The following is a 24,743-nucleotide window of genomic DNA, read 5'->3' as shown; positions in this document are numbered from 1 at the left end:
GGACTTGTTGTGATGAGATTAGGGTCACAAGCGCTGCAATAAAAGCGCAAAATTCTGAAGATTACCCTGCACAATAGGTGCATGATCGATGCGCGACTCATCACGCTCCGCGTCTTCGCCCGGTGCGGCACCATCGGCGCGACCGCGGAGCTCACGGGCTATTCCCCCTCCGCCGTCTCCGCGCAATTGCGGGAGCTCCAGCGCGTGCTTGGAATGCAGCTGCTGGCGAAAGACGGCCGGGGCGTGCGGCTTACCGCCACGGGACGCTTTCTCGTGGCGGGCTCGGATCCCCTCATTGCCCAGTGGGAGAGCCTGCGCGCCGCGGCCATGGAGGCCGGTGACCAGGTGCAGGCCCATTTTGGCCTCGGCGGATTCTCCTCTGCAGCAGCCCACCTGCTCGCGCCGCTGGCCGCCACCTTGCGCTCAACGCACCCCCTGCTGGAGGTGCAGGTCCTTGAGGCTGAACCCGCCCGCTGCTTCGACTTGTTGATTGCCGAACGAATCGACCTTGCGGTCATAGTCGCCATGCAGTCCGACACTTATGGCGAGGACGACCCGCGCTTCGAGCAGCGAGTCCTGCTCGACGATCCATTGGACGTGATCATTCCCGGCGACCATCCGCTGGCGTCACGGGAAACGGCGACGCTTGAAGAGCTGGCGTCGGAGCCCTGGATCACGGAGGCCGCCGGTTCCGCCTACCATTCCCTCTTCACGGCGGCGTTCACGGCAGTCGGGGTGACACCGCGGATTGCCCATGAAGCCGTTGAATGGGAGACCCACATCGCATTCGTGGGTGCGGGGCTGGGGGTCGGCCTGCTGCCCCGGCTGGCACCTTTGCATGGTGCTGAGAACGTGGTTCGGCTACGTATCACCGGCAGGGCGAAACCCACGCGCCGCATCGTCGCCGCGGTGCGCAGGGGCAGCATCGCCTCACCCCTGATCCAGGAGTCGCTCCGCATCCTGCAGGTCAACGCCAACCGGATCCTTACCGCCCGTCTCGAAGAGGATCTGTGAGCGCCGCCGGCGCGCGGACGCCAGCGCATCAGCGCTGGGTGTAACCCATCTTGGCGCTCACCTGGAGGCCTGCCTCCTTGAGGTCCCCTGCCAGCCCCGGTTCCTTCCCAGGATCGAAGCGGAAGGCCGGGCCGGAGATGCTGATGGCGCCAATGACCGTTCCCAGGTGGCTGTACACCGGCACGGACATGGCGTTGATCCCGATTTCGAATTCCTCCCGGGTGACGGCGTAGCCGTCCCGGGCCACGGTGATCAGCTCGGCTTCAAGCTCTTTGCGGCTGGTGATGGTGCGGGGCGTGCGTGCAGGAAGCCCCGTCTCCTTCAGGATCCGGTCCCGGTCATCCGCGGAGAGTGCCGCCAGCAGGACTTTGCCGCTCGAGGTGGCGTGCAGCGGGGTCAGGCTGCCCACCCAGTCGTACGTGGCCAGGGTTGACGGGCCCATCGCCTGGTCTACGTTCACCGCGTAGTTGGAGCGCAGCACGGCGAGGTTCACCGTCTCCTTGAACTGGTCCGCCAGGGCCTCCATGACCGGCCGGGCCTCCCGCACCAGGCTCAGGCGTCCGGGGATGGAGCTTGCCAGCCGGAGGATGCCGAAGCCCAGCTGGTACTTTCCGCGCTCACTGTTCTGGTGGACCATTTCCCGGCTCACCAATGACCCGAGCAGCCGCGAAACAGTGGATTTATGGATGCCCATTTCCTCGGCAATGTCGCTCACGCCGGCGTGGCCGTCCCGTGCCAGGATCTCAAGGACCGCGAGGGCACGGTCCACGGACTGGACGCCGCCGTGGCCCGCTTCACCATCGACGTCGGGTTCGCGCTCATTGTTCGAAGCCATGACTAATACTCTCAACTAGCAAGCGCCGCGTGAAATCAACGGCGCCCGAAATCACCGGCTGATGAAATCAGCGCAGGCCGTTGCTGTGGGCGAGCGCCATCGCCTCAGTACGCGAGGATGCGCCGATCTTCCGGTAGAGGTTGCGCAGGTGGAACTTCACGGTGTTCTCGCTGATGTGGAGTTTCGCGGCAATCCCCCGGTTCCGCTGGCCGGCGGCCAACAACTGGAGGACCTCCACCTCGCGCTCCCCCAGGTTCCACTGGGCGACGTCGGCCAGCGGCCGGGCGGGCGGGTCCAGCGGAATTGCCACGGCCACGTCGGCGCCCCAGCCGGGCATTACGTCCACGCCCATGCTCCCGTCCAGCGCTTCAACACGTTGGACCAGGCGTGCCATGGCAGGCGCCGACGCGGAAAGCTCGCCCGGGCCGTCGTCGCGCACGTTGATGAGGAGGTTCACGCCGTCGCAGTCCCATTGCGTGCGGATCCGGCGGACGCCCTGCTGGTCTACCATGGCGAGGACCAGGCCGCGGACAATCGCCCTGGCGGCATGTGCCACCTCGCCGGGAAGCGCGCGGCCGTTCACTGGCGGTTCGATGAACTGGACGTCGATGCCGCTGAAGCCCATCAGCGGCCGGAGGTCCTCGCGGAGGCGCTGGAATGCGGAGGCGACCGGTTCCTCCACGAGGCCGGTGGTGCGGTCGCTGAGGGTGCGGAGGCCCACCAGGGCCCTGGCCGCGACGTCCGTTGCCGCAGTCCGGGCCGCGGCGTCCTCCAGCGAAGGCGACCTCAGCGCCGCGAGCAGCGTTTCGAGGGTGGTGGAGTGCTGGTCCACCAGTTCAGCGGTCACCCGCAGGCGTTCCGCCGAGGCGGCGCGTGATTCGATGAGGTACGACGGCGGCGCATCAGCCACCTTTTCGCGGATTCGTTCAGCTGCGAGGGTCCAGAGGTAGTGCAGGATCCACTGCGCCTCCGGCCCGGCGGGCTGCGGATCCGACAGGACCAGGAGCGCGTTGCTCGGCGAGGACACCGCGAGGACCGGGCGAACGCCGCCGCCGAACGTGGCGTCCCCGCTCCAAGTGCCGGCGTCTCCCGCTTCCGCGAGCGTTGCCCGGATGGCATCCAGCTCCGCAATGGACACCCGGCTGATGATGGCCTCGTCACCGGCTTTCTTCTGCGGCCGGCCGGTGCAGTCCTCCGTGAAAATCACCAGCGCGCCGGACGTGATGTACGGGGCGGCAGCCTCGCGCAGCCGTTGCGCCATGTCCAACAGGGGCGCCGTTGCCAGGGCGGCTATCGACTGGAGCAGGGATGCGTCTTGGTGATCCACGCGTCCAGTGTAGGCGAGCCGCCCGAGGTGCACCTACCCCTTCGGGTGGGTTGGACCGTCCCATCATGCCGTTTCACCCACCCCCTGGGCGGGCGAGGATGGAAGGGCACCAGCGTCCAAGGAGGTACACGCATGAACGCCACCACAGAAGTAGGCCCTGCCGCCCTGACGGGAACAGCACGGGCTTTCCACCACAACCGGGGCCTGGTCCTGGGCGAGATCGGCTCAGCATTGGAGCAGGTTGACCCGTTGGAGGTGGCCGCGCTGGTGACCGAACTTCGGCTGGCGGACCGGATCTTCGTGGCCGGCGCCGGCCGCAGCGGCCTGGTCCTGAAGATGGCGGCCATGCGGCTCATGCACCTGGGACTGACGGTCCATGTGGTCGGCGAGACAACGGCGCCGGCCATCCGCGCCGGCGACCTGCTCCTCGCAGCCTCCGGCTCCGGCAGCACCGCCGGCGTCGTCAAAGCCGCGGAAACCGCAGCAGCCCACGGTGCCCGCGTGGTTGCCTACACCGCCGCGAAAGGTTCCCCGCTGGCGGCCGCTGCTGCCGCCGTCGTGATCATCCCTGCCGCCCGGAAGACGGATCACGGCTCGGCGCTCACGCGGCAGTACTCGGGCAGCCTCTTCGAACAGGTGCTGTTCGCAACCACCGAGGCGGTGTTCCAAAGCCTGTGGGACGAGGACACATCCGCCGCCGAGGACCTCTGGATGCGGCACGCAAACCTCGAGTAAGTTGCCCGCTCCCTTCCCCACCATAAAACGCAGGAAACAACAGAAAGCGACCCCCACATGAAACTGCAAGTAGCCATGGATGTCCTCACCGTCGAGGCCGCACTGGACCTGGCCGGCAAGGTTGCCGAGTCCGTGGACATCATCGAACTCGGCACCCCGCTGATCAAGAACGCGGGGCTCTCCGCCGTAACCGCCATCAAGACCGCCCACCCGGACAAGATTGTCTTCGCGGACATGAAGACCATGGACGCCGGCGAACTCGAGGCCGACATCGCCTTCAACGCGGGCGCAGACCTCGTGTCCGTCCTGGGCAGCGCTGACGACTCCACCATCGCCGGCGCCGTCAAGGCCGCCACGGACCACAACAAGGGCGTGGTGGTGGACCTGATCGGCGTTGCGGACAAGGTGTCCCGTGCCAAGGAAGCCCGGGCGCTGGGTGCCCAGTTCATCGAGTTCCATGCCGGCCTGGACGAGCAGGCGCTGCCCGGCTACAACCTGGACGTCCTGCTGGGCGCCGGAGAAAAAGCACGCGTGCCCTTCTCCGTGGCCGGCGGCGTGAACATCTCCACCATCGGGGCCGTGCAGCGCGCCGGCGCGGACGTGGCCGTTGTGGGCGGTTCCATCTACAGCGCCGAGGACCCCGCCCTGGCGGCCAAGGAACTGAAGGCTGCCATCATCTGATCCTTCCTGCCGGCTGCTGAACAATACCGACGGCGGCCCCCACCGATGCGTGGGGGCCGCCGCTTCGCGCAGCCGGCTACTGGAAGGACCGGATGGTGATGCCGGAGAAGGTTGCAGGCCCGCCGTCGGTGTAGAAGGAGATCCCGGTGTCGCCGTCGGCGAAGTGCACCTGCTGCGAGAGCACCGTGTGGCCGGCGTTGACGAACACCTCGATGCTTTGGGTATCAACGAAGATGCGCAGGTGGACCGATCGTGCGGCGGCGTCGATGGGCGCTGCCGCCCGGGTATACGGGACCAGCGAGTAGCCGGCAAGGTCCGAGGGCGCACGGTCCACGTACAGCTCGCTGCCGCACTTACCAATGTTTGTGTGCCGGGCGCCGTCGGCGGAGCGGCCCACCGAGACCCCGATGTTCGCGGCGGCATCCCAGGAGATGTCGAGCTCCAGCTCGTAGGCGCGGCCGCGCCACGGCAGGACATCGCTGCCGCTAACCGTCCGGTCCGGGAACGCGGTGGTGGAGCCGGCGTAGTTCGAGAGCGCCGTGACGGGACTGCTGAGCAGGCTGTACCAGCCGCCGCCCTGGCGCTCCAGGCGCAGCTCCCGCACGATCGAGTTCTGCCCGTTGTACCCGTCGGACGCGTCGGTGGGCACGTCGCGGGCGGCGTACTTCCAGTTGTTCATCCAGCCAATCGCGTACCGCCGCGTTGCGGGCGCCTCTGCAGCCGGCCATGTCACCGCTCCGTACCAGTCCCAGCCCCAGTCCAGCCACTGCGGATTGCTGACGTCGTCAGCGAGGAACTGCTCCCCGTCCCAGGTGCCCGTCCAGTAGGCGTAAGTCATGGGCAGCCCGATGCTGTAGGCGTCCATGCTGGCACCGAGCACCCAGTGGCTGGTGCCGTCGTCGGCCGTCATCTCGAACAGGTCTGGGCACTCGATTCCGCCCAGCGCGGGGTTGGGGTAATCGAAGTTGCGCTTCAGGTGCCAGTCGCGCAGGTTTGCGGACGTATAGAAGGCCGCATACCGGGCCCGGCCGATCACGCAGACCCACTCGTTGCGCACGGCATCCCAGTGGATTTTCGGGTCCCGGAACCATTCGGCGTTGTCGATTTCCGCCTGCGTGGTGGCGGCCCTGCCGTCCGTGTTTACGATGACCGGGTCCGGCAGCGCGGTAAACGTGTAGCCGCCGTCTGTTGACCAGTACAGGTACTGCTCCTGGCACTTGCGGATGCCGCCAGTGGGCTGCGTGGCAAGGACCACGACGGCCCCCGCGCCGAAGCCCGCCGTGTTGGAGGTGTCCACCACCGCCGATCCGGACCACACGGGGAAGTCGGGCTGCAGCGGCAGCGCATCTCCGTGGTGGGTGAATGCCACGCCATCTGCCGTGGTGGCGTGGTCCCAGCCGCCCTGGCCGTTGTTCTGCGTGGAGTGCAGGTAGTAGAGGTGGTACTTGCCGTCAAGGAATACCGGACGTTGCGGGTCGCACAGCCAGCCGGACGGCGGCGTCATGTGGTAGACGGCCCGCTGTGAGCCCTGCGCCGCCCGGGCCGGTGCGGCCGATGCGGCGCTGGCGCCGGCGCCGCACGCGAACAGGGCGAGTGCTCCTGCTCCGGTGCCTTGCAGGACGTGGCGACGGGAAAAGGCATGTGTCATCGTTGACTTCCTCTCAGGGGGCGGCTGCTCCGCCTGGCGCTCGGGGTGACGGAACCTTCGGTGGTTCGCTGATCGGATCACCGGCTGCTTAAGCGCTTTAGCAGAAGAACATACCGAGCCACAACCCTGCGGTCAAGCGTTTCAGCAAAAGTGGTTCACGCCTCAAACCGGCGAAAAGAACGTTCGGAATAATTTTTGCTAAAACGCTTGATCAACGTTGCATTTCACGCTAGCTTCATGGTGATCAAACGCTTTAGCAGAAATGGACATCAACGCCGATGAGCTACCCAGTCTTCTTCCAGCCCGCCGATGCATGGGTTGGCGACCTTATCCCTTTCCAGAAGGACGGGGAGTTCTGGCTCTTCTACCTTCACGAGGTCCGCGCCGACCCGAAGCCCGGAACGGCCTGGAACCTGGTGACCACCAAGGACCTCACCCAGTTCCAGGACCACGGGGTGGCCCTCCCCCACGGAACCACGGAAGACCTGGACTTCAACTGCTACACAGGCAGCGTCGTTGCTGACGACTCAGGCGTCCACCACCTGTTCTACACAGGGCAGAACCCGGGCAACCTCGGGACGGACGGCCTGCCCCTGCAACTGGTCATGCACGCCACCAGCACGGACGGCATGAACACATGGGTCAAGCACCCGGAGCTTACCTTCGGCGCACCGGACGGCTACGAGTCAGCGGACTGGCGGGACCCCTTCGTCTTCCGTGACGAGGCGGCCGGCCTGTGGCGGATGCTCCTGGCGGCCCGGCACTCCGACGGTCCCGAACGCCGCCGCGGGGTCATCGCCCAGTGCGTTTCCACTGACCTGATGACGTGGGAGCACACGGACCCGTTCTGGGATCCCCGCAGGTACATCACGCATGAATGCCCTGACGTGTTCGAGTGGGGCGGCTGGTGGTACATGGTCTACTCCGAGTTTTCCGAAACGTTCACCACCCGGTACCGGATGGCCAAGAGCCCCACGGGGCCGTGGACAGTTCCGGACCTGGACAGCATCGACGGACGTGCGTTCTACGCTTCCAAGACGGCGGAGCGGGACGGCCGGCGGTTCTTCTTCGGCTGGATTGCCAGCAAGGAAGGCAATTGCGACGACGGCGCCTGGCAGTGGGCGGGCACCATGTCCGTCCTGGAGGCACGGCAGAACCCCGACGGGACGTTGGCATTCGGCCTCGCGGACGAGCTTGTGGACAGCTTTTGGGACGTGGTCCCGCTCGAGCTGGAGAGCCCGCTGCCCATCCGGCTGGACGTACCGGACTCCTATAGCGCCGCCGTCGCAGCACACGACCTGCCCACGCAGTTCTATGCCAAGGCAGTGCTGGACATCCAGCCGGGCACCACCGAATGCGGGCTCCTGCTGCGCTCCAGCCCGGACGGCGACCACTCCTACGTCCTCCGCCTCGAACCGAAGCGCGGACGCCTGGTGTTCGACCGGTGGCCCCGGACCATCACCGGGGAAGCCCAATGGCATGTCTCGGGCGACGTTCCCTACGCCATCGAGCTGGAACGCCCCTGCGACCTTTCGCCCGGCAGCCACACGCTGGAAGTGGTGGTGGACGGCGACCTGTGCGTCGCCGTCGTGGACCGCCAGGTGGCCCTCAGCACCCGCATCTACGATCTCCCCGCCGGCGGAATAGGCGTGTTCGCCGGCGAGGGCACCGTAACCGTCACCGATTTCGAAGTACGCAAGCGAACCGACAACTGAATACCCCCCTCAACCCCCACCCTCCGTTCCAATCAAGGGAGATTGACCTAAATGAAGAACATGTTCCGCGCTGCCGCAGCCGCAGCCGTTACCGCCCTGGCACTGACAGCCTGCGGGGGCGCGAGTTCCACCGACCCGTCCAACGTCAGCCCCACCGGCGAGATCAAGGCCCGCGAGATCTCGTGGCTGCTCTCCCGCCCTGCCGACGGCGCGGTCATCAACATCATGAAGAAGCTCGCCGACGACTACGCCAAGGACCACCCGGGCTTTGAGCTCAACCTGATCACCACCCCGGACCGGCCCTCCTACATCCAGAAACTCGAGACCCTGGCGGCAGCCAACAAGCTGCCGGAACTGTTCGATACGGACGCAACGCCCTTCGCCCAGCAGCTGGCCAAGCAGGGCAAGATGGTGGACGCCGAGAAGCTGCTGGAGTCACTGGATATCTACGACAACTACCGTCCGGGCGCGCTGGACTACCAGCGCTTCGACGACGGGTCCCTGTACATGATCCCCTTCCAGTTCGAGCTGGAATTCATCTGGTACAACAAGGCACTGCTGGAGAAGGCCGGCGTGGCGGTGCCAACATCGCTCGATGACATCCCGGCCATGTGCACCGCCCTGCGCAGCGCCGGCATCACCCCCATTGCCATCGACGGCCAGGACCAGTGGCCGCTGGAGCGCTACATCGCCTACCAGCCGTTCCGCGAAGCGGGCCCCGAGTTCGTCCAGAAACTGAAGAAGGGCGAAGCGAAGTTCAGCGACCCCGCCGGCCAGAAGACCGTGAACTGGATGGCGGAACTGGGCAAGGCCAAGTGCTTCCAGGACGGCTTCTCCGCCCAAGGCTACTCGGACGCGCAAAACCAGTTCACCTCCGGACAGGCAGCCATGTACAACATCGGCACGTGGGAACTGCCCAGCCTGGCCACGGACAAGCTGGACCCGGCTGTCCGCAACGACATCGACTTCTTCACCCTTCCCACCACCGCGGGGTCCGTGACGGCGGCCAACGAGTTCGTGTCCCCGTCCGGCATCGGCATGGCCGTTAACGCCACAACCTACGATCCTTTGGTGAGCGACTTCCTCAAGTTCGCCCTGGAAAAGTACCCCGCTGAATATGCCGCCACCGGGGCACTGTCCCCCACCACCGACGTCGAAACCGTTGTCCCGGCCAATGCCACGCCGCTGTACCAGAAGGCCCTGGACCAGGCCGACGGCCTCGGCTCCAAGCAGGCCATGCCGTGGGACACGCAGCTGGACCCGACCACCAACGGACGGCTGCAGCAGGAGCTGGTGCTGCTGGTGCAGGGCAACATCACGCCTGAGCAGTTCACCGAAACCATGGACAAGGCCATCGCGCAGAACGCCCCCAAGTTCTTCAAGTAGGCACTGCTTCCCCACGAAACCAACGCGGCGGGGGAGCGCACAAGCGAAAGCGCTCCCCCGCCCGCAAGGCCCCGAAAGGTCCCGCCATGCAATCCAACAGGATGCTGCCCAACAGGTCACGGACCTCGGTCCTGGTCTTCCTGCTTCCACCGCTGCTCCTTTACTGCGCAGCAGTCCTCTTTCCCATCCTCCAGTCCCTGTTCCTGAGCTTCTTTTCCTGGAACGGCATCAGCGACATGGAGTTCGTGGGCGTGGACAACTATGTCCGGATGTTCGTCGCCGACGACATCTTCTGGCGGGCGTTCCTGAACGCCCTCATCTACCTGGCCATCTGCCTGGTCCTGCAGCTCGGCGGCGCCCTGGTGGTGGCCAGCCTCCTCACCTCGCTCCGCCGCGGACGTGAGCTGATCAAGACCCTCTACCTGCTGCCGGCTGTCATCTCCACCGTGGCCATCGCCTTCCTCTTCGTGCGGATCTACTCCCTGGAGCCCGTGGGCCTGCTCAACCAGCTGTTCCACTGGATGGGCCTCGGCAGCCTGGAGCGGCCGTGGCTCTCGGACGTCAACACGGTCCTTGCGGCGGTGTCCGCGCCGGAGGGCTGGCGTTTCACCGGGCTGTACATGCTCATCATCTACGCGGCCCTGCTCGCGGTGCCCAAGGAGCTTGAGGAGGCCGCCGTCCTGGATGGCGCGTCCCGGTGGACGCTGTTCACCAAGATCCGCTTCCCGTACATCCGCCCGGTGTGGATCACCACCACCATCATGGCCACCACCTACGGGCTGCGCGGCTTCGACATCCCCTACCTGATGACCAACGGCGGTCCGGGGCAGTCCTCGGAACTGCTCACCACCTACATGTACAAGACGGCGTTCACCAGCACGGACTTCGGCTACGCCAGCACCATCTCCGTGTTCATCGTGGTTGAGTGCCTCGTCGCCGTCGGCCTCATCCTTTTCCTGCTGAAGCGGAAGGCAGACGCATGATCACCCAAACAGCCCCTCCCACCCCGCCCGCCGCCGTCGTACCTGTCCGGCCGTCCGGAAAGCGCCGCCGGCGCAGGCCCGACCTGTTCCGGACGCTGTCCCGCGTGCTGATCATGCTCATTGTGATCGTGCAGGTTTACCCGCTGGCGTGGCTGTTCCTGACCAGCCTCCGCACGGAACAGGACTTTGCCACCGGTGATCCCTTTGCCCTGCCCAGCTCCCTGACGTGGGAGAACTATGCCAGGGCCTTCGAAACGGGCGACCTGGGACGGAACATCCTGAACAGCTTCATCGTCACCATGGGGGCGAACATCCTGATCGTCCTGCTGGGGATGATGGCCGCCTACGCCATCCAGGTGCTGGGGTTCCGGCTCAGCAAGCTGGTCCGCGGGCTGTTCCTGATCGGCATCATCGTCCCGGTGCAGATCGCCCTGGTCCCGCTGTTCATCGATTACGCTGCGGTGAACCTGCTGGACACCTACCTGTCCATGATCATCCCGCTGGCGGGGTTCTCGTTGCCCATGGCCATCTACCTGTTCTGCTCGTTCTACGAGTACATCCCCAAGGAGACGTACGAGGCAGCGTCCCTGGACGGCGCGGGTCCGTACCGGATCTTCGGGCTGATCACCATGCCGCTGTCCCTGAACACCGTGGTGACTGTGGTCCTGGTGAACAGCATCTTCATCTGGAACGACTTCATTTTCGCCAACACCTTCGTCCTGTCCGAGGACCTGAAGACCATTCCGCTGGGCCTGCAGAACTACATCGGCGCCATGGGCAAGGTGGACTGGACGGCAACGTTCGCCGCCGTGTGCGTGACCATTACCCCCCTGCTGCTGGTGTTCCTGGTGCTCAACAAGGCCATGATCCAGGGACTCGAAAGCGGGGCGACGAAGGGATGACGGCAACGGCGGATGGATATACTCCTCAAGGAGGGCAGATGAGTTCAATGGAGAATGGTGCGGAGGTGCCGGCACCTGCCGCCCGGGCACCAAAAACCCCGGAGCGCGCGCACCCTGTCACCCTCCGCGACGTGGCGGAAGTAGCCGGTGTTTCCACAGCAACAGTGTCGCTCGTGGTCAACAAGAAGAAGGCCGCCCGGATCGCCGAGGAAACCCGCCGGCGGGTGCAGGACGCCATCCGGACCCTGGGCTACCGGCCCAACGCGATGGCAAAAACCCTGGTCAGCGGCACGTCCCGGTTCATCGGGCTGGTGGCGGACGGCGTTGCCACCACTCCCTTCGCCGGCCAGATCATCCACGGAGCCCAGGACGAGGCATGGAAGCACGGCTACGCCCTCCTCATCGCCAACACCGAAGGCAACGGCGAGCTTGAGCAGGACGCCATCCAGATGATGCTCGAATACAAGGTCCGCGGCATCCTCTACTCCACATGGTTCCACCGCCAGACGGACATTCCGGTGCAGCTCCGGGAAGCCGACTTTGTCCTGGTCAACTGTTTCTCCAACGAGCCGGGCACCCGGGCCGTGGTGCCCGACGAGGTGCAGGGCGGCCGCTCAGCCACGGAAATCCTGCTGGGGCACGGGCACCGGAAGATCGCCTTCATCAACGCCACCATTCCGGCGCCGGCCAAGGACGGGCGGCTCCAGGGGTACCGGGAAGCACTGGAGAAGGCCGGCGTTCCGTTCGATCCGGAGCTGGTGCTGGAAGCCTATCCGGACCAGGAGGGCGGCTACGGGGCCACTTCCGATCTCCTGACGCGCGGCGTGACCGCGGTTTACTGCTACAACGACCGGATGGCCATGGGCCTCTACGACGGCCTGCGCGAGCACGGCCTGTCCATCCCCGACGACATGGCCGTGGTGGGGTTCGACAACCAGGAGGTCATTGCCGCCCACCTGCGGCCCCCGCTGTCCACGGTGTCCCTCCCCCACTATGAGTTGGGCGCCGCGGGTGTGCGGATGCTGCTCGGGCTCGATACTGCACCCGGGACCGGCTCGGGCGGGGTGGCCAAGATCAACTGCCCCGCAGTGGAACGGACTTCGGTAAAGGCGCAGGCGCGGGCCTGACCTGGATATAAGTACGACGGCGGGGTGGTCATGCCGGTGCGCTGATCACCCGGTTCCGCCCCGCGAGCACACCCGTCACGGCAAGGACCGCCATGATGACCGCCGTGACCAGGAGCGGAAGCGTCCAGTCTCCGCTCAGATCGCGAAGCCCGCCGAACATCACCGGACCCACAGCAGCCATGCCGTAGCCCACCGACTGCGCCATGCCGGACAATGAGGCCGCCTGCGGGTAATTGACGGTCCGGAGGCTGAACAGCGACAGGGCAATGACGATCAGGCTCCCGCATCCGATTGCCCCCAGGAGGACCCACAGCAGGATGAGGTCCGGCGCAAGTGCCAGGCCCAGGAACGTCACAACCATCACCGCGCCGCTGGCGAAGGAAACGATCCGCTGGTCCGAGCCCCGGTGAAGGATGCCCCCTGCCACAAGGCTGGCGAAGACGCTGACCAGCAGGAAGACAGACAGGTGAATGCCGGCGGTAGTCGCCGGGACCCCGCGGCTTTGTTCGATGGTAGGCAGCCACGCCATCAGGACGTAGAAGGCTATCGACTGCAGCCCCATGAAAATGGTCACCTGCCAGCCCAGGGCCGAGGTCCAAGGCGACTGGTGGGAGGCTTCCGGCGTGGCGGTATTCATGGTGCCGGAGCTGTGCCGGCGCAGCCACGGCAGGAGCACCGCCATGGCGATGAGGGCAAGCCCCACCCAGATACCGAGGGCAAGGCGCCATCCCGCGGGGGAAGTCTGGGCAACGGGCACGACGGCGGCGGCCCCCATGGCGGCGAAAGCAGCCTGGGTGGCGGTGTAGCTTCCGGTGAGCTGGCTGACCCTCGTGGGAAAGTCACGCTTGACCAGGGAGGGGACCAGGACATTGAGGAACGCGATCGCGAGGCCAATGAGTGCTGTGCCTACCCAGATGAATCCGGGGACAGGCAAGGAGCGGAGCGCAATGCCCGAGGCCAGGAACAGCAGCGACATCCACAGCGCACGGTCGAGGCCCAGGCGGGAAGCGAAGCCGGGCGCCACGGGTGAGAAGACGGCAAAAGCAACGAGCGGCAGGCCCGTCAGGAACCCCGCTGCAGCGCTGGACAGGCCCAGGTCGGAGCTGATGTTGGACAGGACCGGCCCCACGCTGACAAAGGACACCCGAAGGTTGACTGCAATGAGCAGGACGCCGATGAAAGCGAAGCCGAACCTGGCAGTGCGGTCCTGTGCATTCCGGGTGGCAGCGGGCATCGTTGCGTTCTTCCATCCTTTTAAGAGTGCGAGAGGGTCGCGGTAAATCCGACAGTAAGTGAGAGAGCGTCCCGGGGGTTGAGGCGGCGTTAAGTGAGAGAGCGTCCCCGGGGGCTACAGCACCTTACGGATGGTTTCCTCGAAGCTCGTGACGTGGTGCAGGGCGAGCTCGGCGGCCTTGTCGGCGTCGCCGGCGGCCACCGCCTTGAGCAGGTCCACATGCTCGGTGATGTGGCCGCTGACAGACGGCACCTTATCCAGCACCACGCACCAGATGCGGGTGGCCAGGTTGTCGTAGCGGATCAGGGTGCTTTCCAGGTGCGGGTTGGCGGCCGCCTTGTAGATCAGCCGGTGCACCATCAGGTCATAGCGCATGAGTTCGCGTGATTCGGCCTGGCCGGGCCCCAGCTCCGCGATGGCATCGGCCACCTGCAGCAGTTCGCGGCGCATGCTTTCACTGGCCCTTTTGGCCGCCCGGCGTGCGGCCAGCGGTTCCAGGAGTTCCCGGATTTCCGAGACATCCGCCAGCTCCGTGAAGTCCACATTCGTGGCGAAGGTGCCACGGCGTGCATAGGAGATGACCAGATGGTCAACCTCCAGGCGCTTGATGGCCTCCCGCACGGGGGTGCGCCCGAGCCCGAGTTCAACCGCCACCTGGCCCTCGTTGATCGGCTCGCCCGGGCGGATTTCCAACATGATCAGTTTGTCCCGCAGCTGCCGGTAGGCGGCCTCCGCCTGGGACGGTGCCTCGTCCTCCGCCTGAGGCAGGGCAAGAAGTGCATTCAACGCGCCGCTCCGTTCTTCGCTGACGTGACGAGGCTGCCCGTGCCGGGCTTCGCGTCACTTTCGTCCAGCTATTGACTCTGCTGTGATCCCGATCATACCATTGAGCTCACACTGATATATCAGTTAGTAAGCAAGTGGTATTTCAAAGGAGCATCCGTGGTTGAGCAGTTGAACGAGCGACTTTCGGTCGTCGATCCCGAAGTCCAGCAGGCCATTGCCAGTGAGCTGGGCCGCCAGCAGTCGACGCTGGAAATGATCGCCTCCGAGAACTTTGCCCCGTCCGCGGTCATGGAGGCCCAGGGCTCGGTCCTGACCAACAAGTACGCCGAGGGGTACCCGGGCAAGCGCTACTACGGCGGCTGCGAGCACGTGGATGTTGTGGAGCAACTCGCCATCGACCGGGTCAAGGCCCTGTTCGGCGCAGAATTCGCCAATGTCCAGCCGCACTCCGGCGCGCAGGCCAACGCTGCCGCCATGTTCGCCCTGCTGAACCCGGGCGACACCATCATGGGTCTGAGCCTGGCCCACGGCGGCCACCTGACGCACGGCATGAAGATCAACTTCTCCGGCAAGCTCTACAACGTGGTCCCGTACCACGTGAGCGAATCGGACCTCCGCATCGATATGGCCGAGGTTGAGGCGCTCGCCCTGGAGCACCGGCCCAAGCTGATCGTTGCCGGCTGGTCCGCCTACTCCCGCCAGCTGGACTTCGCCGAGTTCCGCCGCATCGCCGACCTGGTGGACGCGTACCTCATGGTGGACATGGCCCACTTCGCAGGCCTGGTGGCCGCCGGCCTGCACCCGAACCCGGTGCCGTACGCCGACGTCGTCACCACCACCACCCACAAGACCCTCGGCGGCCCGCGCGGCGGCGTCATCCTTGCCAAGGAGCAGTACGGCAAGAAGATCAACAGCGCCGTGTTCCCCGGCCAGCAGGGCGGGCCGCTGGAGCACGTGATCGCCGCCAAGGCCGTGGCCTTCAAGCTCGCCGCCTCCCCCGAGTTCAAGGAACGCCAGGAGCGCGTCCTTGAGGGATCCAAGCTCCTCGCCGAACGGCTCCTCCGCGACGACGTTGCCGCGGCCGGAATCTCCGTGGTCAACGGCGGCACCGACGTCCACCTGGTCCTCGTGGACCTCCGCAACTCCGAGCTGGACGGACAGCAGGCCGAAGACGCCCTGCACCGCATCGGCATCACCGTGAACCGCAATGCCGTCCCCTTCGATCCCCGCCCGCCGATGGTCTCCTCGGGGCTGCGCATTGGTACGCCGGCCCTCGCCACCCGTGGCTTCGGCGCAGAGGAATTTACGGAGGTCGCAGACATTATCGCGGCAGCGCTCATCGCCTCGGCAGGCAGCGTCGCCTCCGGGACCACGTCCCTGGGCGACAGCACCGCCGTCGAACTCCGTGCCCGCGTTACCGCCCTGGCGGAAAAGTTCCCCCTCTACCCCCACCTTTCCCAGAACGACGGCGGCACGGAAGTTGCTGCGTTCGAAGCAGACCTGATTGGAGCAGCCCAGTGAGCGCAGACCTCCTCCCCGAGCACCCCGACTTCCTCTGGCGCAACCCGGAGCCCAAGTCCTCCTACGACGCCGTGATCGTGGGCGGCGGCGGGCACGGCCTGGCCACCGCGTACTTCCTGGCCAAGAACCACGGCATGACCAACATCGCCGTCCTGGAAAAGGGCTGGCTGGCCGGCGGCAATATGGCCCGGAACACCACCATCATCCGCTCCAACTACCTCTGGGACGAGAGCGCGGCCATTTACGAGCATGCCCTCAAGCTCTGGGAGATCCTGCCCGAGGAGCTCGAGTACGACTTCCTGTTCAGCCAGCGCGGCGTGATGAACCTGGCCCACACCCTGGGTGACGTCCGTGAAAGCATGCGGCGCGTGGGAGCGAACAAGCTCAACGGCGTGGACGCGGAGTGGCTGGACCCCAAGCAGGTCAAGGAACTCTGCCCCATCCTGAACATCAGCGACAACATCCGCTACCCCGTCATGGGCGCCACCTACCAGCCCCGGGCCGGCATCGCCAAGCACGACCACGTTGCCTGGGCCTTCGCCCGCAAGTGCGACGAAATGGGCGTGGACATCATCCAGAACTGCGAAGTCACCGGCTTCGTCAAGGACGGCAACCGCGTGGTGGGCGTCAAGACCAACCGTGGCACCATCAACACCGAAAAGGTTGGCTTGGCCGCCGCCGGGCACAGCTCGGTCCTGGCCGAGATGGCCGGGTTCCGGCTCCCCATCCAGTCCCACCCGCTGCAGGCGCTGGTCTCCGAACTGCACGAGCCGGTCCACCCCACGGTGGTCATGTCCAACCACGTGCACGTCTACGTCTCCCAGGCCCACAAGGGCGAGCTGGTAATGGGCGCCGGCGTGGACTCCTACAACGGCTACGGCCAGCGCGGCTCCTTCCACGTGATCGAGCACCAGATGGCCGCCGCCGTGGAGCTCTTCCCCATCTTTGCCCGGGCCCACGTGCTCCGGACCTGGGGCGGCATCGTGGACACCACGCTGGACGCCTCCCCGATCGTGGGCAACACCCCGGTGGAGAACATGTTCGTGAACTGCGGCTGGGGCACCGGCGGCTTCAAGGCCACCCCCGCCGCAGGCCTCACGTTCGCGCACAACATCGCCACGGGCTCCCCGCACAAGCTGAACAAGCCGTTTGCGCTGGAACGCTTCGAAACCGGCGCGCTGATCGACGAACACGGCGCCGCCGCCGTGGCCCACTAGCCGCCAGCGAACACTGCACTCAAGAAAGAAGACGCACATGCTGCTCATCTCCTGCCCCAACTGCGGCTCCCGCGACGAGACCGAGTTCCACTACGGCGGCCAGGCCCACGTCCCCTACCCGGAAAACCCCAACGAGCTGAACGACCGCCAGTGGGCCGAGTTCCTCTTCTACCGGGACAACACCAAGGGCGCCTTCGCCGAGCGCTGGCTCCACAGCACCGGCTGCCGCCAGTGGTTCAACATGCTCCGCGACACCGTCACCTACGAAATCCAGGCCATCTACCCGATGGGCACGCCCCGTCCGGACGCTGCCGGCCGGACAACCCCGGACACCGGCACTGCCAGCACCGCCGCTGACAGCACCACCACCGGGACCGCCGCACCGGACATCTCGGGGACCAGCACCGCTACGACCGGCACCACACCCGCCAGCACCACCGCCCCGGAAGGAGCAACCAAGTGACTTCCCAGAACGCCCGCCTCGCTTCCGGAGGACGGATCGACCGCACCATCTCCTGGCGTTTCACCGTGGACGGCGAGGAATTCACGGGCCACCCCGGCGACACCCTCGCCTCGGCCCTGATCGCCAACGGCCGCATCAACGCCGGCAACTCGCTCTACGAGGACCGCCCCCGCGGCATCATGTCCGCCGGCGTGGAGGAATCCAACGCGATGGTGAAGATCGCTGCGCGCTTCCCGGGCGACGTGGCCGAGTCCATGCTCCCCGCCACCACGGTCACCCTGGTTGACGGCCTGAAGGCCGAACTGCTCAGCGGCCTGGGCAAGCTGGATCCCGAGGAGGACCGCGCCGAGTACGACAAGAAGTACGTCCACACCGACGTCCTGGTGGTCGGCGGCGGCCCCGCCGGCCTGGCCGCAGCCCGCGAAGCCGTCCGCACCGGCGCCCGCGTGATGCTCCTGGACGACCAGCCCGAACTGGGTGGCTCGCTCCTGTCCGGGTCAACGGCACCGGAACTGGCTGAGACCATCGAAGGCAAGCCGGCCCTGGAATGGGTGGCGGACGTCGAAGCCGAGCTCGTCTCCGGTGCCGAGTCCACCGTCCTGAACCGCACCACGGCCTTCGGCGCCTACGACGCCAACTACGTGATCGCCGTCCAGAACCGCACGGACCACCTGTCCTCCCCCGCGGCGTCCGGCGTATCCCGGCAGCGGATTTGGCACATCCGTGCCAACCAGGTTGTCCTGGCACCGGGCGCCCACGAGCGTCCCCTGGTGTTTGAGAACAACGACCGCCCCGGCATCATCCTCGCCTCGGCCGTCCGCAGCTACCTGAACCGCTACGGGGTGGCCGCCGGCCAGCGCGTGGTCATCAGCACCACCAATGACAGCGCCTACGCCGTGGCCGCGGACCTCCGCGCAGCGGGCGTCAAGGTGGCCGCCGTGGTGGACGCCCGCCCGCAGCTCACCGCGGTGGCCGCTGCCGCCGTCGAAGCCGGCACCCGGGTGCTGATTGGCAGCGCCGTGGCCAACACCTCTTCCACATCGGCAGATGGCCGCGTGGACGGCGTCACCGTCCGCAGCATTAACGACGGCGGCGAGCTCACCTCGGGCGTCGAACAGATCGCCTGCGACCTGCTGGCTGTGTCCGGCGGCTGGAGCCCGCTGGTGCACCTGCACTCCCAGCGGCAGGGCAAGCTGCGCTGGGACGACGAGCTGGCCGCCTTCGTGCCGAGCACCGTGGTCCCCAACCAGCAGACCATCGGCTCGGGCCGCGGCAGCTTCGACCTGGCCGACTGCCTGGCCGAGGGCATCTCCGCCGGTGCAGCCGCAGCCATCGCTGCCGGGTTCGCGTCCGGCACAACGCCCGTACCGCTCTTCGAGCCGAAGGCCTCCGCCCCCACCCGCCAGCTGTGGCTGGTTCCCGGCGAGCAGGGCACCCCTGACGAATGGCACCAGCACTACGTGGACTTCCAGCGCGACCAGTCGGTGGCCGACGTGCTGCGCTCCACCGGAGCCGGCATGCGTTCGGTGGAGCACATCAAGCGCTACACCTCCATCAGCACCGCCAACGACCAGGGCAAGACCTCCGGCGTCAATGCGATCGGCGTCATCGCCGCCGCGCTGCGCACCGCAGGAGAAGCCTCCCGCGGCATCGGCGACATTGGCACCACCACCTACCGCGCACCCTTCACGCCAGTGGCCTTCGCGGCACTGGCCGGCCGCCAGCGCGGCGAGCTGTTCGACCCCGCCCGCAAGACCTCCATCCACCCGTGGCACGTGGCCAAGGGCGCGCTGTTCGAAGACGTCGGGCAGTGGAAGCGGCCCTGGTACTACCCGCAGGCCGGGGAGGACATGGATGAGGCCGTGCTGCGTGAATGCGCCGCCGTCCGCGACTCCGTGGGCTTCATGGACGCCACCACGCTGGGCAAGATCGAAATCCGTGGCAAAGACGCCGGTGAGTTCCTCAACCGGATCTACACCAACGCCTTCAAGAAGCTCGCCCCGGGTTCGGCCCGCTACGGCGTGATGTGCATGGCGGACGGCATGATCTTCGACGACGGCGTGACCCTGCGCCTGGACGACGACACCTACTTCATGACCACCACCACCGGCGGCGCCGCGAAGGTGCTGGACTGGCTGGAGGAGTGGCTGCAGACCGAATGGCCGGAGCTGGACGTTCACTGCACCTCGGTGACCGAACAGTGGAGCACCATCGCCGTCGTCGGGCCCAAATCCCGCGCGGTCCTGGCCAAGGTGGCACCGGAACTGGCCGCCAACGGCGGGCTGGAAGCCGAAGCCTTCCCGTTCATGACCTTCCGCGAAACCACCCTCGCCTCCGGCGTCCGCGCCCGGGTCTGCCGGATTTCGTTCTCCGGTGAATTGGCCTACGAGATCAACGTGCCGTCCTGGTACGGGCTGAACACCTGGGAGGCCGTGGCAGCCGCCGGCGCCGAATTCAACATCACCCCGTACGGCACCGAAACCATGCACGTGCTCCGCGCCGAGAAGGGCTACCCGATCGTCGGCCAGGACACGGACGGTACCGTTACCCCGCAGGATGCCGGCATGGAATGGATCGTCTCCAAGGCCAAGGACTTCATTGGCAAGCGCTCCTACTCCCGGGCCGACGGCCAGCGCGAGGACCGCAAGCACCTGGTGAGCGTGCTGCCGGTGGACGGGACGCTGCGGCTGCCGGAAGGCACCCAGCTCGTGGAGAAGGGCCGTTCCACCAACCCTGCCTACGGGCCGGTGCCGATGGAAGGCTTCGTCACCTCCAGCTACCACAGCGCGGCACTCGGCAGGTCCTTTGGCCTGGCCCTGATCAAGAACGGCCGCAACCGCATCGGCGAAACCCTGACTGCTGCCGCCGGCGACCAGCTGGTGGACGTCGTCGTCGCCGAAACCGTACTTTTTGACCCCGAAGGGACCCGCAAAGATGGCTGAAACAGCAGCACCCGCAACCTCCTACGAGAAGAACCTCTCACTCCGTGTCAGCCCCGCCGCCCAGCTCCGCGCAGATTTTGAAACCGGCTCCGTCCGGGGCGTAGTGGAACTGTCCGAGGTGGCCTTCCTGACCATGGTGGGCCTCCGGGTCAACCGGGACAGCGACGCCGGACAGCGCATCGCCGCCGTCACCGGCGGGCTTCCCGCCGCATGCGGCGGCGTGGCCGGCAGCGGTGAGACATCCGTGCTGTGGCTCGGCCCGGAAGAGTTCCTGGTGGTGGCACCGCGGGAAGCCCACGAATCCCTGGGCGGCGGCCTGCTCCAGGCTCTCCGCGAAGCCTTGGGCGGCGGTGCCGGCCAGATGGTGGACCTCTCCGCCAACCGCACCACGTTCGAACTCACCGGCCCTCGGGCCCGCGCTGTCCTGGAGAAGGGCTGCTCACTGGACCTGCACCCCCGCGTGCTGAAAGCCGGCACGGCGCTCTCCACGGAGGTGGGCAACATCCCCGTGGTGCTCTGGAAGACCGGCGAGGAAACGTTCCGACTCTTCCCCCGCGCGTCATTCGCCGATTTCCTGGGCCGCTGGCTCCTCGACGCAATGCGCGAGTACGCCTCGCCTGAGGTCCCCTAAATGGCCCTCAGCGTCCTGGACCTGTTCTCCGTTGGCATCGGGCCGTCGTCGTCACACACGGTCGGCCCGATGCGGGCAGCAAAGCTGTTCGCCGACGGGCTCAAGGGCGACGGACACTTAAGCTCCACCCGGCGCGTACAGGCTGAACTGTTCGGCTCCCTCGGCGCCACCGGCCGGGGCCACGGCTCGGACAAGGCCGTGGTCCTGGGCCTCAAGGGGCTGGACCCCGAAACCGTGGACACCTTCACGGCCGACGACCAGGTTGCCGCAGCTGCCCTGGACGCCGAACTGTGGATCGGCGGGGACCACCGGGTGGACTTCAACTGGGACGAGGACGTGCTGCTGCACCGGCGCAAGTCCCTCCCGGCCCACCCCAACGGCATGACCTTCCGCGCCCTGGACCACGCCGGGGCAGTCCTCAGCGAACGGAGCTTCTATTCGATTGGGGGCGGCTTCGTTGTTGACGGGGACGCCGACGCCGGCGACAGGGTGGTGGCGGACTCCACCGTCCTGCCCTACCCGTTCAGCACAGCCGACGAGCTCCTGGAGATCTGCAAACGCGAGGGGATGTCCATTTCCGACGTCATGCTCGCCAATGAACTGACCTGGCGGACCGAAGCGGAGCTCCGGGAGAAGCTGCTGGGGCTGTGGGCGGTGATGCGCGAATGCGTGGACAACGGCTGTGCCGCGGAAGGCATCCTGCCCGGCGGACTCAACGTCCGCCGCCGCGCGCCGTCGTTGTTCCAGACCCTGACGGCGGACACCGGCGTGACCGATCCGCTCCGGGCGATGGAATGGGTGAACCTGTTCGCGCTGGCCGTGAACGAGGAAAACGCCGCCGGCGGACGCATCGTCACCGCCCCCACCAACGGCGCCGCGGGGATCGTTCCCGCGGTGCTGCACTACTACGTGAAGTTTGTCCCCGGCGCCAACGACGACGGCGTGGTCCGATTCCTGCTGGCGGCGGCCGCCGTCGGCATCCTGTTCAAGATCAACGCCTCCATCTCCGGCGCCGAGGTGGGCTGCCAGGGTGAAGTGGGTTCCGCCTGCTCCATGGCCGCCGCCGGGCTCTGCGAGGTGCTGGGCGGCACGCCCGCCCAGGTGGAGAACGCCGCCGAGGTGGGCATTGAACACAACCTGGGCCTCACGTGCGACCCCGTGGGCGGGCTGGTGCAGATCCCCTGCATCGAGCGCAACGCGATCGCCAGCGTCAAGGCCATTAACGCCGCCCGTCTTGCCCTGCACGGCGACGGCAGCCACAAGGTATCCCTGGACAAAGCCATCAAGACGATGCGTGAAACCGGAGCCGACATGAAAACCAAGTACAAGGAAACCTCCCGAGGAGGACTCGCCGTGAATGTGATCGAGTGCTGAACCATGACCGCCATTGAGACTGAAACTTCCTTTTCCGCGCCGCTGACCACCGTGGAGCATGTCCTCACGCTGGACTGCAGCGAGTCGCCGGGCATCGTCCACGCCGTGTCCGGCTTCCTGCTGGAGCACGGCTGCGACATCATCGACAACCAGCAGTTCGGCGAACGTTCCGAAGGGCACTTCTTTATGCGGGTGCATTTCGCGTCCGACGGCGATGCCTCCACCGCGGACACGCTGCGGGCCGCGTTTGGTCCCGTTGCGGAGCGTTTTGGGATGCGCTGGCGCCTGGAGCCGCACGGCTCAAAGCGGCGGGTGCTGATCATGGTGTCCAAGTTCGGGCACTGCCTCAACGATCTCCTGTTCCGGGCGCGCATCGGCGAACTGCCCGTGGATGTGGTGGCCGTGGTGTCCAACCACACCGACCACCAGGCCCTGGTGGAATGGCACGGGATACCGTTCTTCCACGTGCCGGTTACCGCTGCGACCAAGCCTGAGGCAGAGGCGCGGCTGCTGGAGCTGGTGGACGAGTTCGACGTGGAGCTTGTGGTGCTGGCCCGCTACATGCAGGTGCTCAGCGACAACCTGACCCGCAAGCTGGACGGGAAGGCGATCAATATCCACCACTCGTTCCTGCCCAGCTTCAAGGGTGCCAAGCCGTACCACCAGGCCTACGCGCGCGGAGTCAAGACCGTGGGTGCCACCGCCCACTACGTCAACAGCGAGCTGGACGAGGGCCCGATCATCTCCCAGCAGACCGTGGAGGTGGACCACACCTACGGGCCCGAGGACCTGGTGGCCGCCGGCCGCGACACCGAGTGCAAGGCCCTGTCCAACGCGGTGCGCTGGCACTGCGAGGGCCGGGTCATCCTGCAGGGCAACCGCACGGTGGTCCTCCGGTAACCCCCTGCGACGCTCTCTCATTTAACGCAGGCTTTTGCGTGACGCTCTCTCACCTGATGTGCGTTTTCCTGTGATCCTCTCTCATTTGATGAGGGTTTTCCCGTGATCCTCTCTCATTTGATGAGGGTTTTCCTGTGACGCTCCCTCACCCCTGGTGAGGGAGCGTCACGGCCTTAAGCGCCGCCGTCGTCATTGCACAAGAGTCCTTTGATGCTCAGGCCCCGCCGGCGAACCCAGACGCCTGGGGGTGGTCAAGCCAACCGTTCCGGAGCGCTCTTTTGATTTGTTCCACGGCGCGGCGAAAGTCGTCAGCATGGTCATCTTTTTCGAAGACGAGGACCGTCCAGCCGGCCGATTCGAAGGCCTTGTCACGCCTCCTGTCGCTGAAGATCTGTGCCTCACCCAGGTGATGCCCGCCGTCGTACTGGATCGCAAGGCGGCGATGACGATAGCCGAGATCGGCCGACGGCGACCGCGCGTCTCCAGCGCGCAATGGCACCTGGAGTTCCGGCTCGGGTAAGCCGGCGCTGGCAATAGCCAGCCGGAGCAGCGTTTCCGGCGCGGAGTCGGCGCCCACGCGCATCAGGTCCAACGCTTCACGGGCCCTGACGATGCCTTGGAGATTCGGGTGCCGGGCTACAAGTGCGCGAAGGCCTGCGGGGGTGTCGTAGGGCTCTGTCCTTCCTTCGAAATCCACGCGCGGGACGCGGATGAGCTCGTCACCCATGCTCACCAGATCGTCGAGCGGCAGGTCCCGTGCCAGATCGAGCCAGGTGCGGGATCGCGTGCTCAGGCGGATGCCATCGACAAGTTCAACCTCATCTTCACGTGCCAGCACGGTATGGCCGAACACGCCCTTCCGGCGGACCGATGGCAGCGATCGCGGCTTGCTCAGATGCAGCTCTGACGAATCCGCCAGCCATGGTGGCAGCACTTGGCATCGAAGCCGGGCCGCGGTCACATGTGAGATCCAGGCTCCCGGCGACGCAGCGGACAACGCTCTGGCCGCACCTTCCAGGTCAAAATCCCAGCCCGCCGGACGGTAGAGGCCGCGGCTTACGTTGATCACATCCTTGCGGCGAAGCCTGCTTAACGGGATACCGGAAGCCAGGGCTGAGCCGAAGGTGAAGGGAGCCGCTGCCAACGGCAGGGGCAAAGAATCCTGCTTTTGCATGCTGGCATTGTGCCCCGATACGGCTAAAGGCTGCAGAAGTTATCCACAGGCGCCGTTGAGCTAGCGGACGAGTGAGAGTGTCCCTATGTTTTTCGTCAAGCTGCTGTTGGTGTTTGGGCTTGGTAGAGGCTGCCGTCGCGGAGCATGG

General features: G+C 66.3%; 21 protein-coding genes. 15 read left to right on the top strand and 6 right to left on the bottom strand.

What is annotated here, in order from left to right; genetic code table 11:
* The first annotated feature begins 81 nt into the window (after window positions 1-81).
* On the top strand, window positions 82-1,014 hold the full coding sequence (locus ACKAE7_RS13590) for a LysR family transcriptional regulator (RefSeq protein ID WP_408979454.1): 933 nt from the start codon (window positions 82-84) through the stop codon (window positions 1,012-1,014).
* 28 nt (window positions 1,015-1,042) lie between these two features.
* Here ACKAE7_RS13590 and ACKAE7_RS13585 read toward each other — a convergent pair whose 3' ends face one another.
* Both ACKAE7_RS13585 and ACKAE7_RS13580 read right to left on the bottom strand, forming a co-directional pair.
* Complete coding sequence (locus ACKAE7_RS13585) at window positions 1,043-1,849, bottom strand: IclR family transcriptional regulator (protein WP_190614135.1); 807 nt, start codon at window positions 1,847-1,849, stop codon at window positions 1,043-1,045.
* Between the two features lie 67 nt (window positions 1,850-1,916).
* Window positions 1,917-3,176: a LuxR C-terminal-related transcriptional regulator gene (locus tag ACKAE7_RS13580; protein WP_408979453.1), complete on the bottom strand. Its 1,260-nt coding sequence runs from the start codon at window positions 3,174-3,176 to the stop codon at window positions 1,917-1,919.
* A gap of 132 nt (window positions 3,177-3,308) precedes the next feature.
* Between ACKAE7_RS13580 and hxlB the strand changes: the two genes are divergently transcribed.
* Both hxlB and hxlA read left to right on the top strand, forming a co-directional pair.
* Complete coding sequence (gene hxlB / locus ACKAE7_RS13575; protein WP_408979452.1) at window positions 3,309-3,911, top strand: 6-phospho-3-hexuloisomerase; 603 nt, start codon at window positions 3,309-3,311, stop codon at window positions 3,909-3,911.
* Window positions 3,912-3,968: 57 nt separating this feature from the next.
* The gene (gene hxlA / locus ACKAE7_RS13570) at window positions 3,969-4,592 is read left to right on the top strand and encodes a 3-hexulose-6-phosphate synthase (protein WP_408979451.1); all 624 of its coding nucleotides are present in this window, start codon (window positions 3,969-3,971) and stop codon (window positions 4,590-4,592) included.
* Between the two features lie 76 nt (window positions 4,593-4,668).
* On the opposite strand, the gene ACKAE7_RS13565 is transcribed toward hxlA, so the two are convergent.
* Entirely contained in the window at window positions 4,669-6,240 is a 1,572-nt protein-coding gene (locus ACKAE7_RS13565) for a glycoside hydrolase family 32 protein (protein ID WP_408979450.1), read from the bottom strand.
* A gap of 278 nt (window positions 6,241-6,518) precedes the next feature.
* On the opposite strand from ACKAE7_RS13565, the gene ACKAE7_RS13560 reads away from it, so the two are divergent.
* From ACKAE7_RS13560 to ACKAE7_RS13540, 5 genes are all read left to right on the top strand, one after another.
* A complete protein-coding gene (locus tag ACKAE7_RS13560; protein WP_408979449.1) occupies window positions 6,519-7,955 on the top strand; it encodes a GH32 C-terminal domain-containing protein in 1,437 nt (478 codons plus the stop codon).
* Between the two features lie 51 nt (window positions 7,956-8,006).
* Complete coding sequence (locus ACKAE7_RS13555) at window positions 8,007-9,341, top strand: extracellular solute-binding protein (RefSeq protein WP_190614123.1); 1,335 nt, start codon at window positions 8,007-8,009, stop codon at window positions 9,339-9,341.
* 101 nt (window positions 9,342-9,442) lie between these two features.
* Entirely contained in the window at window positions 9,443-10,324 is an 882-nt protein-coding gene (locus tag ACKAE7_RS13550) for a carbohydrate ABC transporter permease (RefSeq protein WP_408979458.1), read from the top strand.
* Entirely contained in the window at window positions 10,321-11,226 is a 906-nt protein-coding gene (locus ACKAE7_RS13545; protein WP_188728775.1) for a carbohydrate ABC transporter permease, read from the top strand. Before ACKAE7_RS13550 ends, ACKAE7_RS13545 begins: the two co-directional genes overlap by 4 nt.
* 38 nt (window positions 11,227-11,264) lie before the next feature.
* The gene (locus ACKAE7_RS13540) at window positions 11,265-12,353 is read left to right on the top strand and encodes a LacI family DNA-binding transcriptional regulator (RefSeq protein ID WP_408979448.1); all 1,089 of its coding nucleotides are present in this window, start codon (window positions 11,265-11,267) and stop codon (window positions 12,351-12,353) included.
* A 28-nt stretch (window positions 12,354-12,381) separates the two neighbouring features.
* On the opposite strand, the gene ACKAE7_RS13535 is transcribed toward ACKAE7_RS13540, so the two are convergent.
* Together ACKAE7_RS13535 and ACKAE7_RS13530 are read right to left on the bottom strand one after the other, a co-directional pair.
* Entirely contained in the window at window positions 12,382-13,587 is a 1,206-nt protein-coding gene (locus tag ACKAE7_RS13535) for an MFS transporter (protein ID WP_408979447.1), read from the bottom strand.
* A 114-nt stretch (window positions 13,588-13,701) separates the two neighbouring features.
* Window positions 13,702-14,373 (bottom strand): GntR family transcriptional regulator, encoded by a 672-nt coding sequence (locus ACKAE7_RS13530; RefSeq protein WP_188809812.1) that lies wholly within the window; start codon window positions 14,371-14,373, stop codon window positions 13,702-13,704.
* A gap of 156 nt (window positions 14,374-14,529) precedes the next feature.
* Between ACKAE7_RS13530 and glyA the strand changes: the two genes are divergently transcribed.
* The 7 genes from glyA to purU are packed head-to-tail and all read left to right on the top strand — an operon-like array spanning window position 14,530 to window position 23,421.
* On the top strand, window positions 14,530-15,894 hold the full coding sequence (gene glyA / locus ACKAE7_RS13525) for a serine hydroxymethyltransferase (protein ID WP_191034999.1): 1,365 nt from the start codon (window positions 14,530-14,532) through the stop codon (window positions 15,892-15,894).
* Window positions 15,891-17,111, top strand: coding sequence for a sarcosine oxidase subunit beta family protein (locus ACKAE7_RS13520; protein ID WP_104185774.1), 1,221 nt, complete (start codon window positions 15,891-15,893; stop codon window positions 17,109-17,111). Before glyA ends, ACKAE7_RS13520 begins: the two co-directional genes overlap by 4 nt.
* Window positions 17,112-17,148: 37 nt before the next feature.
* On the top strand, window positions 17,149-17,574 hold the full coding sequence (locus ACKAE7_RS13515; protein ID WP_190614118.1) for a sarcosine oxidase subunit delta: 426 nt from the start codon (window positions 17,149-17,151) through the stop codon (window positions 17,572-17,574).
* The gene (locus tag ACKAE7_RS13510; protein WP_408979446.1) at window positions 17,571-20,516 is read left to right on the top strand and encodes a sarcosine oxidase subunit alpha family protein; all 2,946 of its coding nucleotides are present in this window, start codon (window positions 17,571-17,573) and stop codon (window positions 20,514-20,516) included. Before ACKAE7_RS13515 ends, ACKAE7_RS13510 begins: the two co-directional genes overlap by 4 nt.
* Window positions 20,509-21,147 (top strand): sarcosine oxidase subunit gamma family protein, encoded by a 639-nt coding sequence (locus ACKAE7_RS13505; protein ID WP_190614114.1) that lies wholly within the window; start codon window positions 20,509-20,511, stop codon window positions 21,145-21,147. The genes ACKAE7_RS13510 and ACKAE7_RS13505 overlap by 8 nt, the downstream gene beginning before the upstream one ends.
* Window positions 21,148-22,521, top strand: coding sequence for an L-serine ammonia-lyase (locus tag ACKAE7_RS13500; RefSeq protein WP_190614112.1), 1,374 nt, complete (start codon window positions 21,148-21,150; stop codon window positions 22,519-22,521).
* 3 nt (window positions 22,522-22,524) lie between these two features.
* The gene (gene purU, locus ACKAE7_RS13495) at window positions 22,525-23,421 is read left to right on the top strand and encodes a formyltetrahydrofolate deformylase (protein WP_190614110.1); all 897 of its coding nucleotides are present in this window, start codon (window positions 22,525-22,527) and stop codon (window positions 23,419-23,421) included.
* Between the two features lie 214 nt (window positions 23,422-23,635).
* Here purU and ACKAE7_RS13490 read toward each other — a convergent pair whose 3' ends face one another.
* Window positions 23,636-24,595: a DUF559 domain-containing protein gene (locus ACKAE7_RS13490; RefSeq protein ID WP_190614107.1), complete on the bottom strand. Its 960-nt coding sequence runs from the start codon at window positions 24,593-24,595 to the stop codon at window positions 23,636-23,638.
* Window positions 24,596-24,743: the final 148 nt, after the last annotated feature.

Source organism: Pseudarthrobacter sp. NKDBFgelt, assembly GCF_046097905.1.
Taxonomy (GTDB): Bacteria; Actinomycetota; Actinomycetes; order Actinomycetales; family Micrococcaceae; genus Arthrobacter; species Arthrobacter polychromogenes.
This window is presented reverse-complemented; position numbering and strand designations above follow the sequence as displayed.

What these genes read in the sequence shown, in the direction of transcription:
- ACKAE7_RS13590 (WP_408979454.1), top strand. Translation starts at nt 82, where the DNA reads ATGATCGATGCGCGACTCATCACGCTCCGCGTCTTCGCCCGGTGCGGC.
- ACKAE7_RS13585 (WP_190614135.1), bottom strand. Translation starts at nt 1,849, where the DNA reads ATGGCTTCGAACAATGAGCGCGAACCCGACGTCGATGGTGAAGCGGGC.
- hxlB (WP_408979452.1), top strand. Translation starts at nt 3,309, where the DNA reads ATGAACGCCACCACAGAAGTAGGCCCTGCCGCCCTGACGGGAACAGCA.
- hxlA (WP_408979451.1), top strand. Translation starts at nt 3,969, where the DNA reads ATGAAACTGCAAGTAGCCATGGATGTCCTCACCGTCGAGGCCGCACTG.
- ACKAE7_RS13565 (WP_408979450.1), bottom strand. Translation starts at nt 6,240, where the DNA reads ATGACACATGCCTTTTCCCGTCGCCACGTCCTGCAAGGCACCGGAGCA.
- ACKAE7_RS13560 (WP_408979449.1), top strand. Translation starts at nt 6,519, where the DNA reads ATGAGCTACCCAGTCTTCTTCCAGCCCGCCGATGCATGGGTTGGCGAC.
- ACKAE7_RS13555 (WP_190614123.1), top strand. Translation starts at nt 8,007, where the DNA reads ATGAAGAACATGTTCCGCGCTGCCGCAGCCGCAGCCGTTACCGCCCTG.
- ACKAE7_RS13550 (WP_408979458.1), top strand. Translation starts at nt 9,443, where the DNA reads ATGCTGCCCAACAGGTCACGGACCTCGGTCCTGGTCTTCCTGCTTCCA.
- ACKAE7_RS13545 (WP_188728775.1), top strand. Translation starts at nt 10,321, where the DNA reads ATGATCACCCAAACAGCCCCTCCCACCCCGCCCGCCGCCGTCGTACCT.
- ACKAE7_RS13540 (WP_408979448.1), top strand. Translation starts at nt 11,265, where the DNA reads ATGAGTTCAATGGAGAATGGTGCGGAGGTGCCGGCACCTGCCGCCCGG.
- ACKAE7_RS13535 (WP_408979447.1), bottom strand. Translation starts at nt 13,587, where the DNA reads ATGCCCGCTGCCACCCGGAATGCACAGGACCGCACTGCCAGGTTCGGC.
- ACKAE7_RS13515 (WP_190614118.1), top strand. Translation starts at nt 17,149, where the DNA reads ATGCTGCTCATCTCCTGCCCCAACTGCGGCTCCCGCGACGAGACCGAG.
- ACKAE7_RS13505 (WP_190614114.1), top strand. Translation starts at nt 20,509, where the DNA reads ATGGCTGAAACAGCAGCACCCGCAACCTCCTACGAGAAGAACCTCTCA.
- ACKAE7_RS13500 (WP_190614112.1), top strand. Translation starts at nt 21,148, where the DNA reads ATGGCCCTCAGCGTCCTGGACCTGTTCTCCGTTGGCATCGGGCCGTCG.
- purU (WP_190614110.1), top strand. Translation starts at nt 22,525, where the DNA reads ATGACCGCCATTGAGACTGAAACTTCCTTTTCCGCGCCGCTGACCACC.
- ACKAE7_RS13490 (WP_190614107.1), bottom strand. Translation starts at nt 24,595, where the DNA reads ATGCAAAAGCAGGATTCTTTGCCCCTGCCGTTGGCAGCGGCTCCCTTC.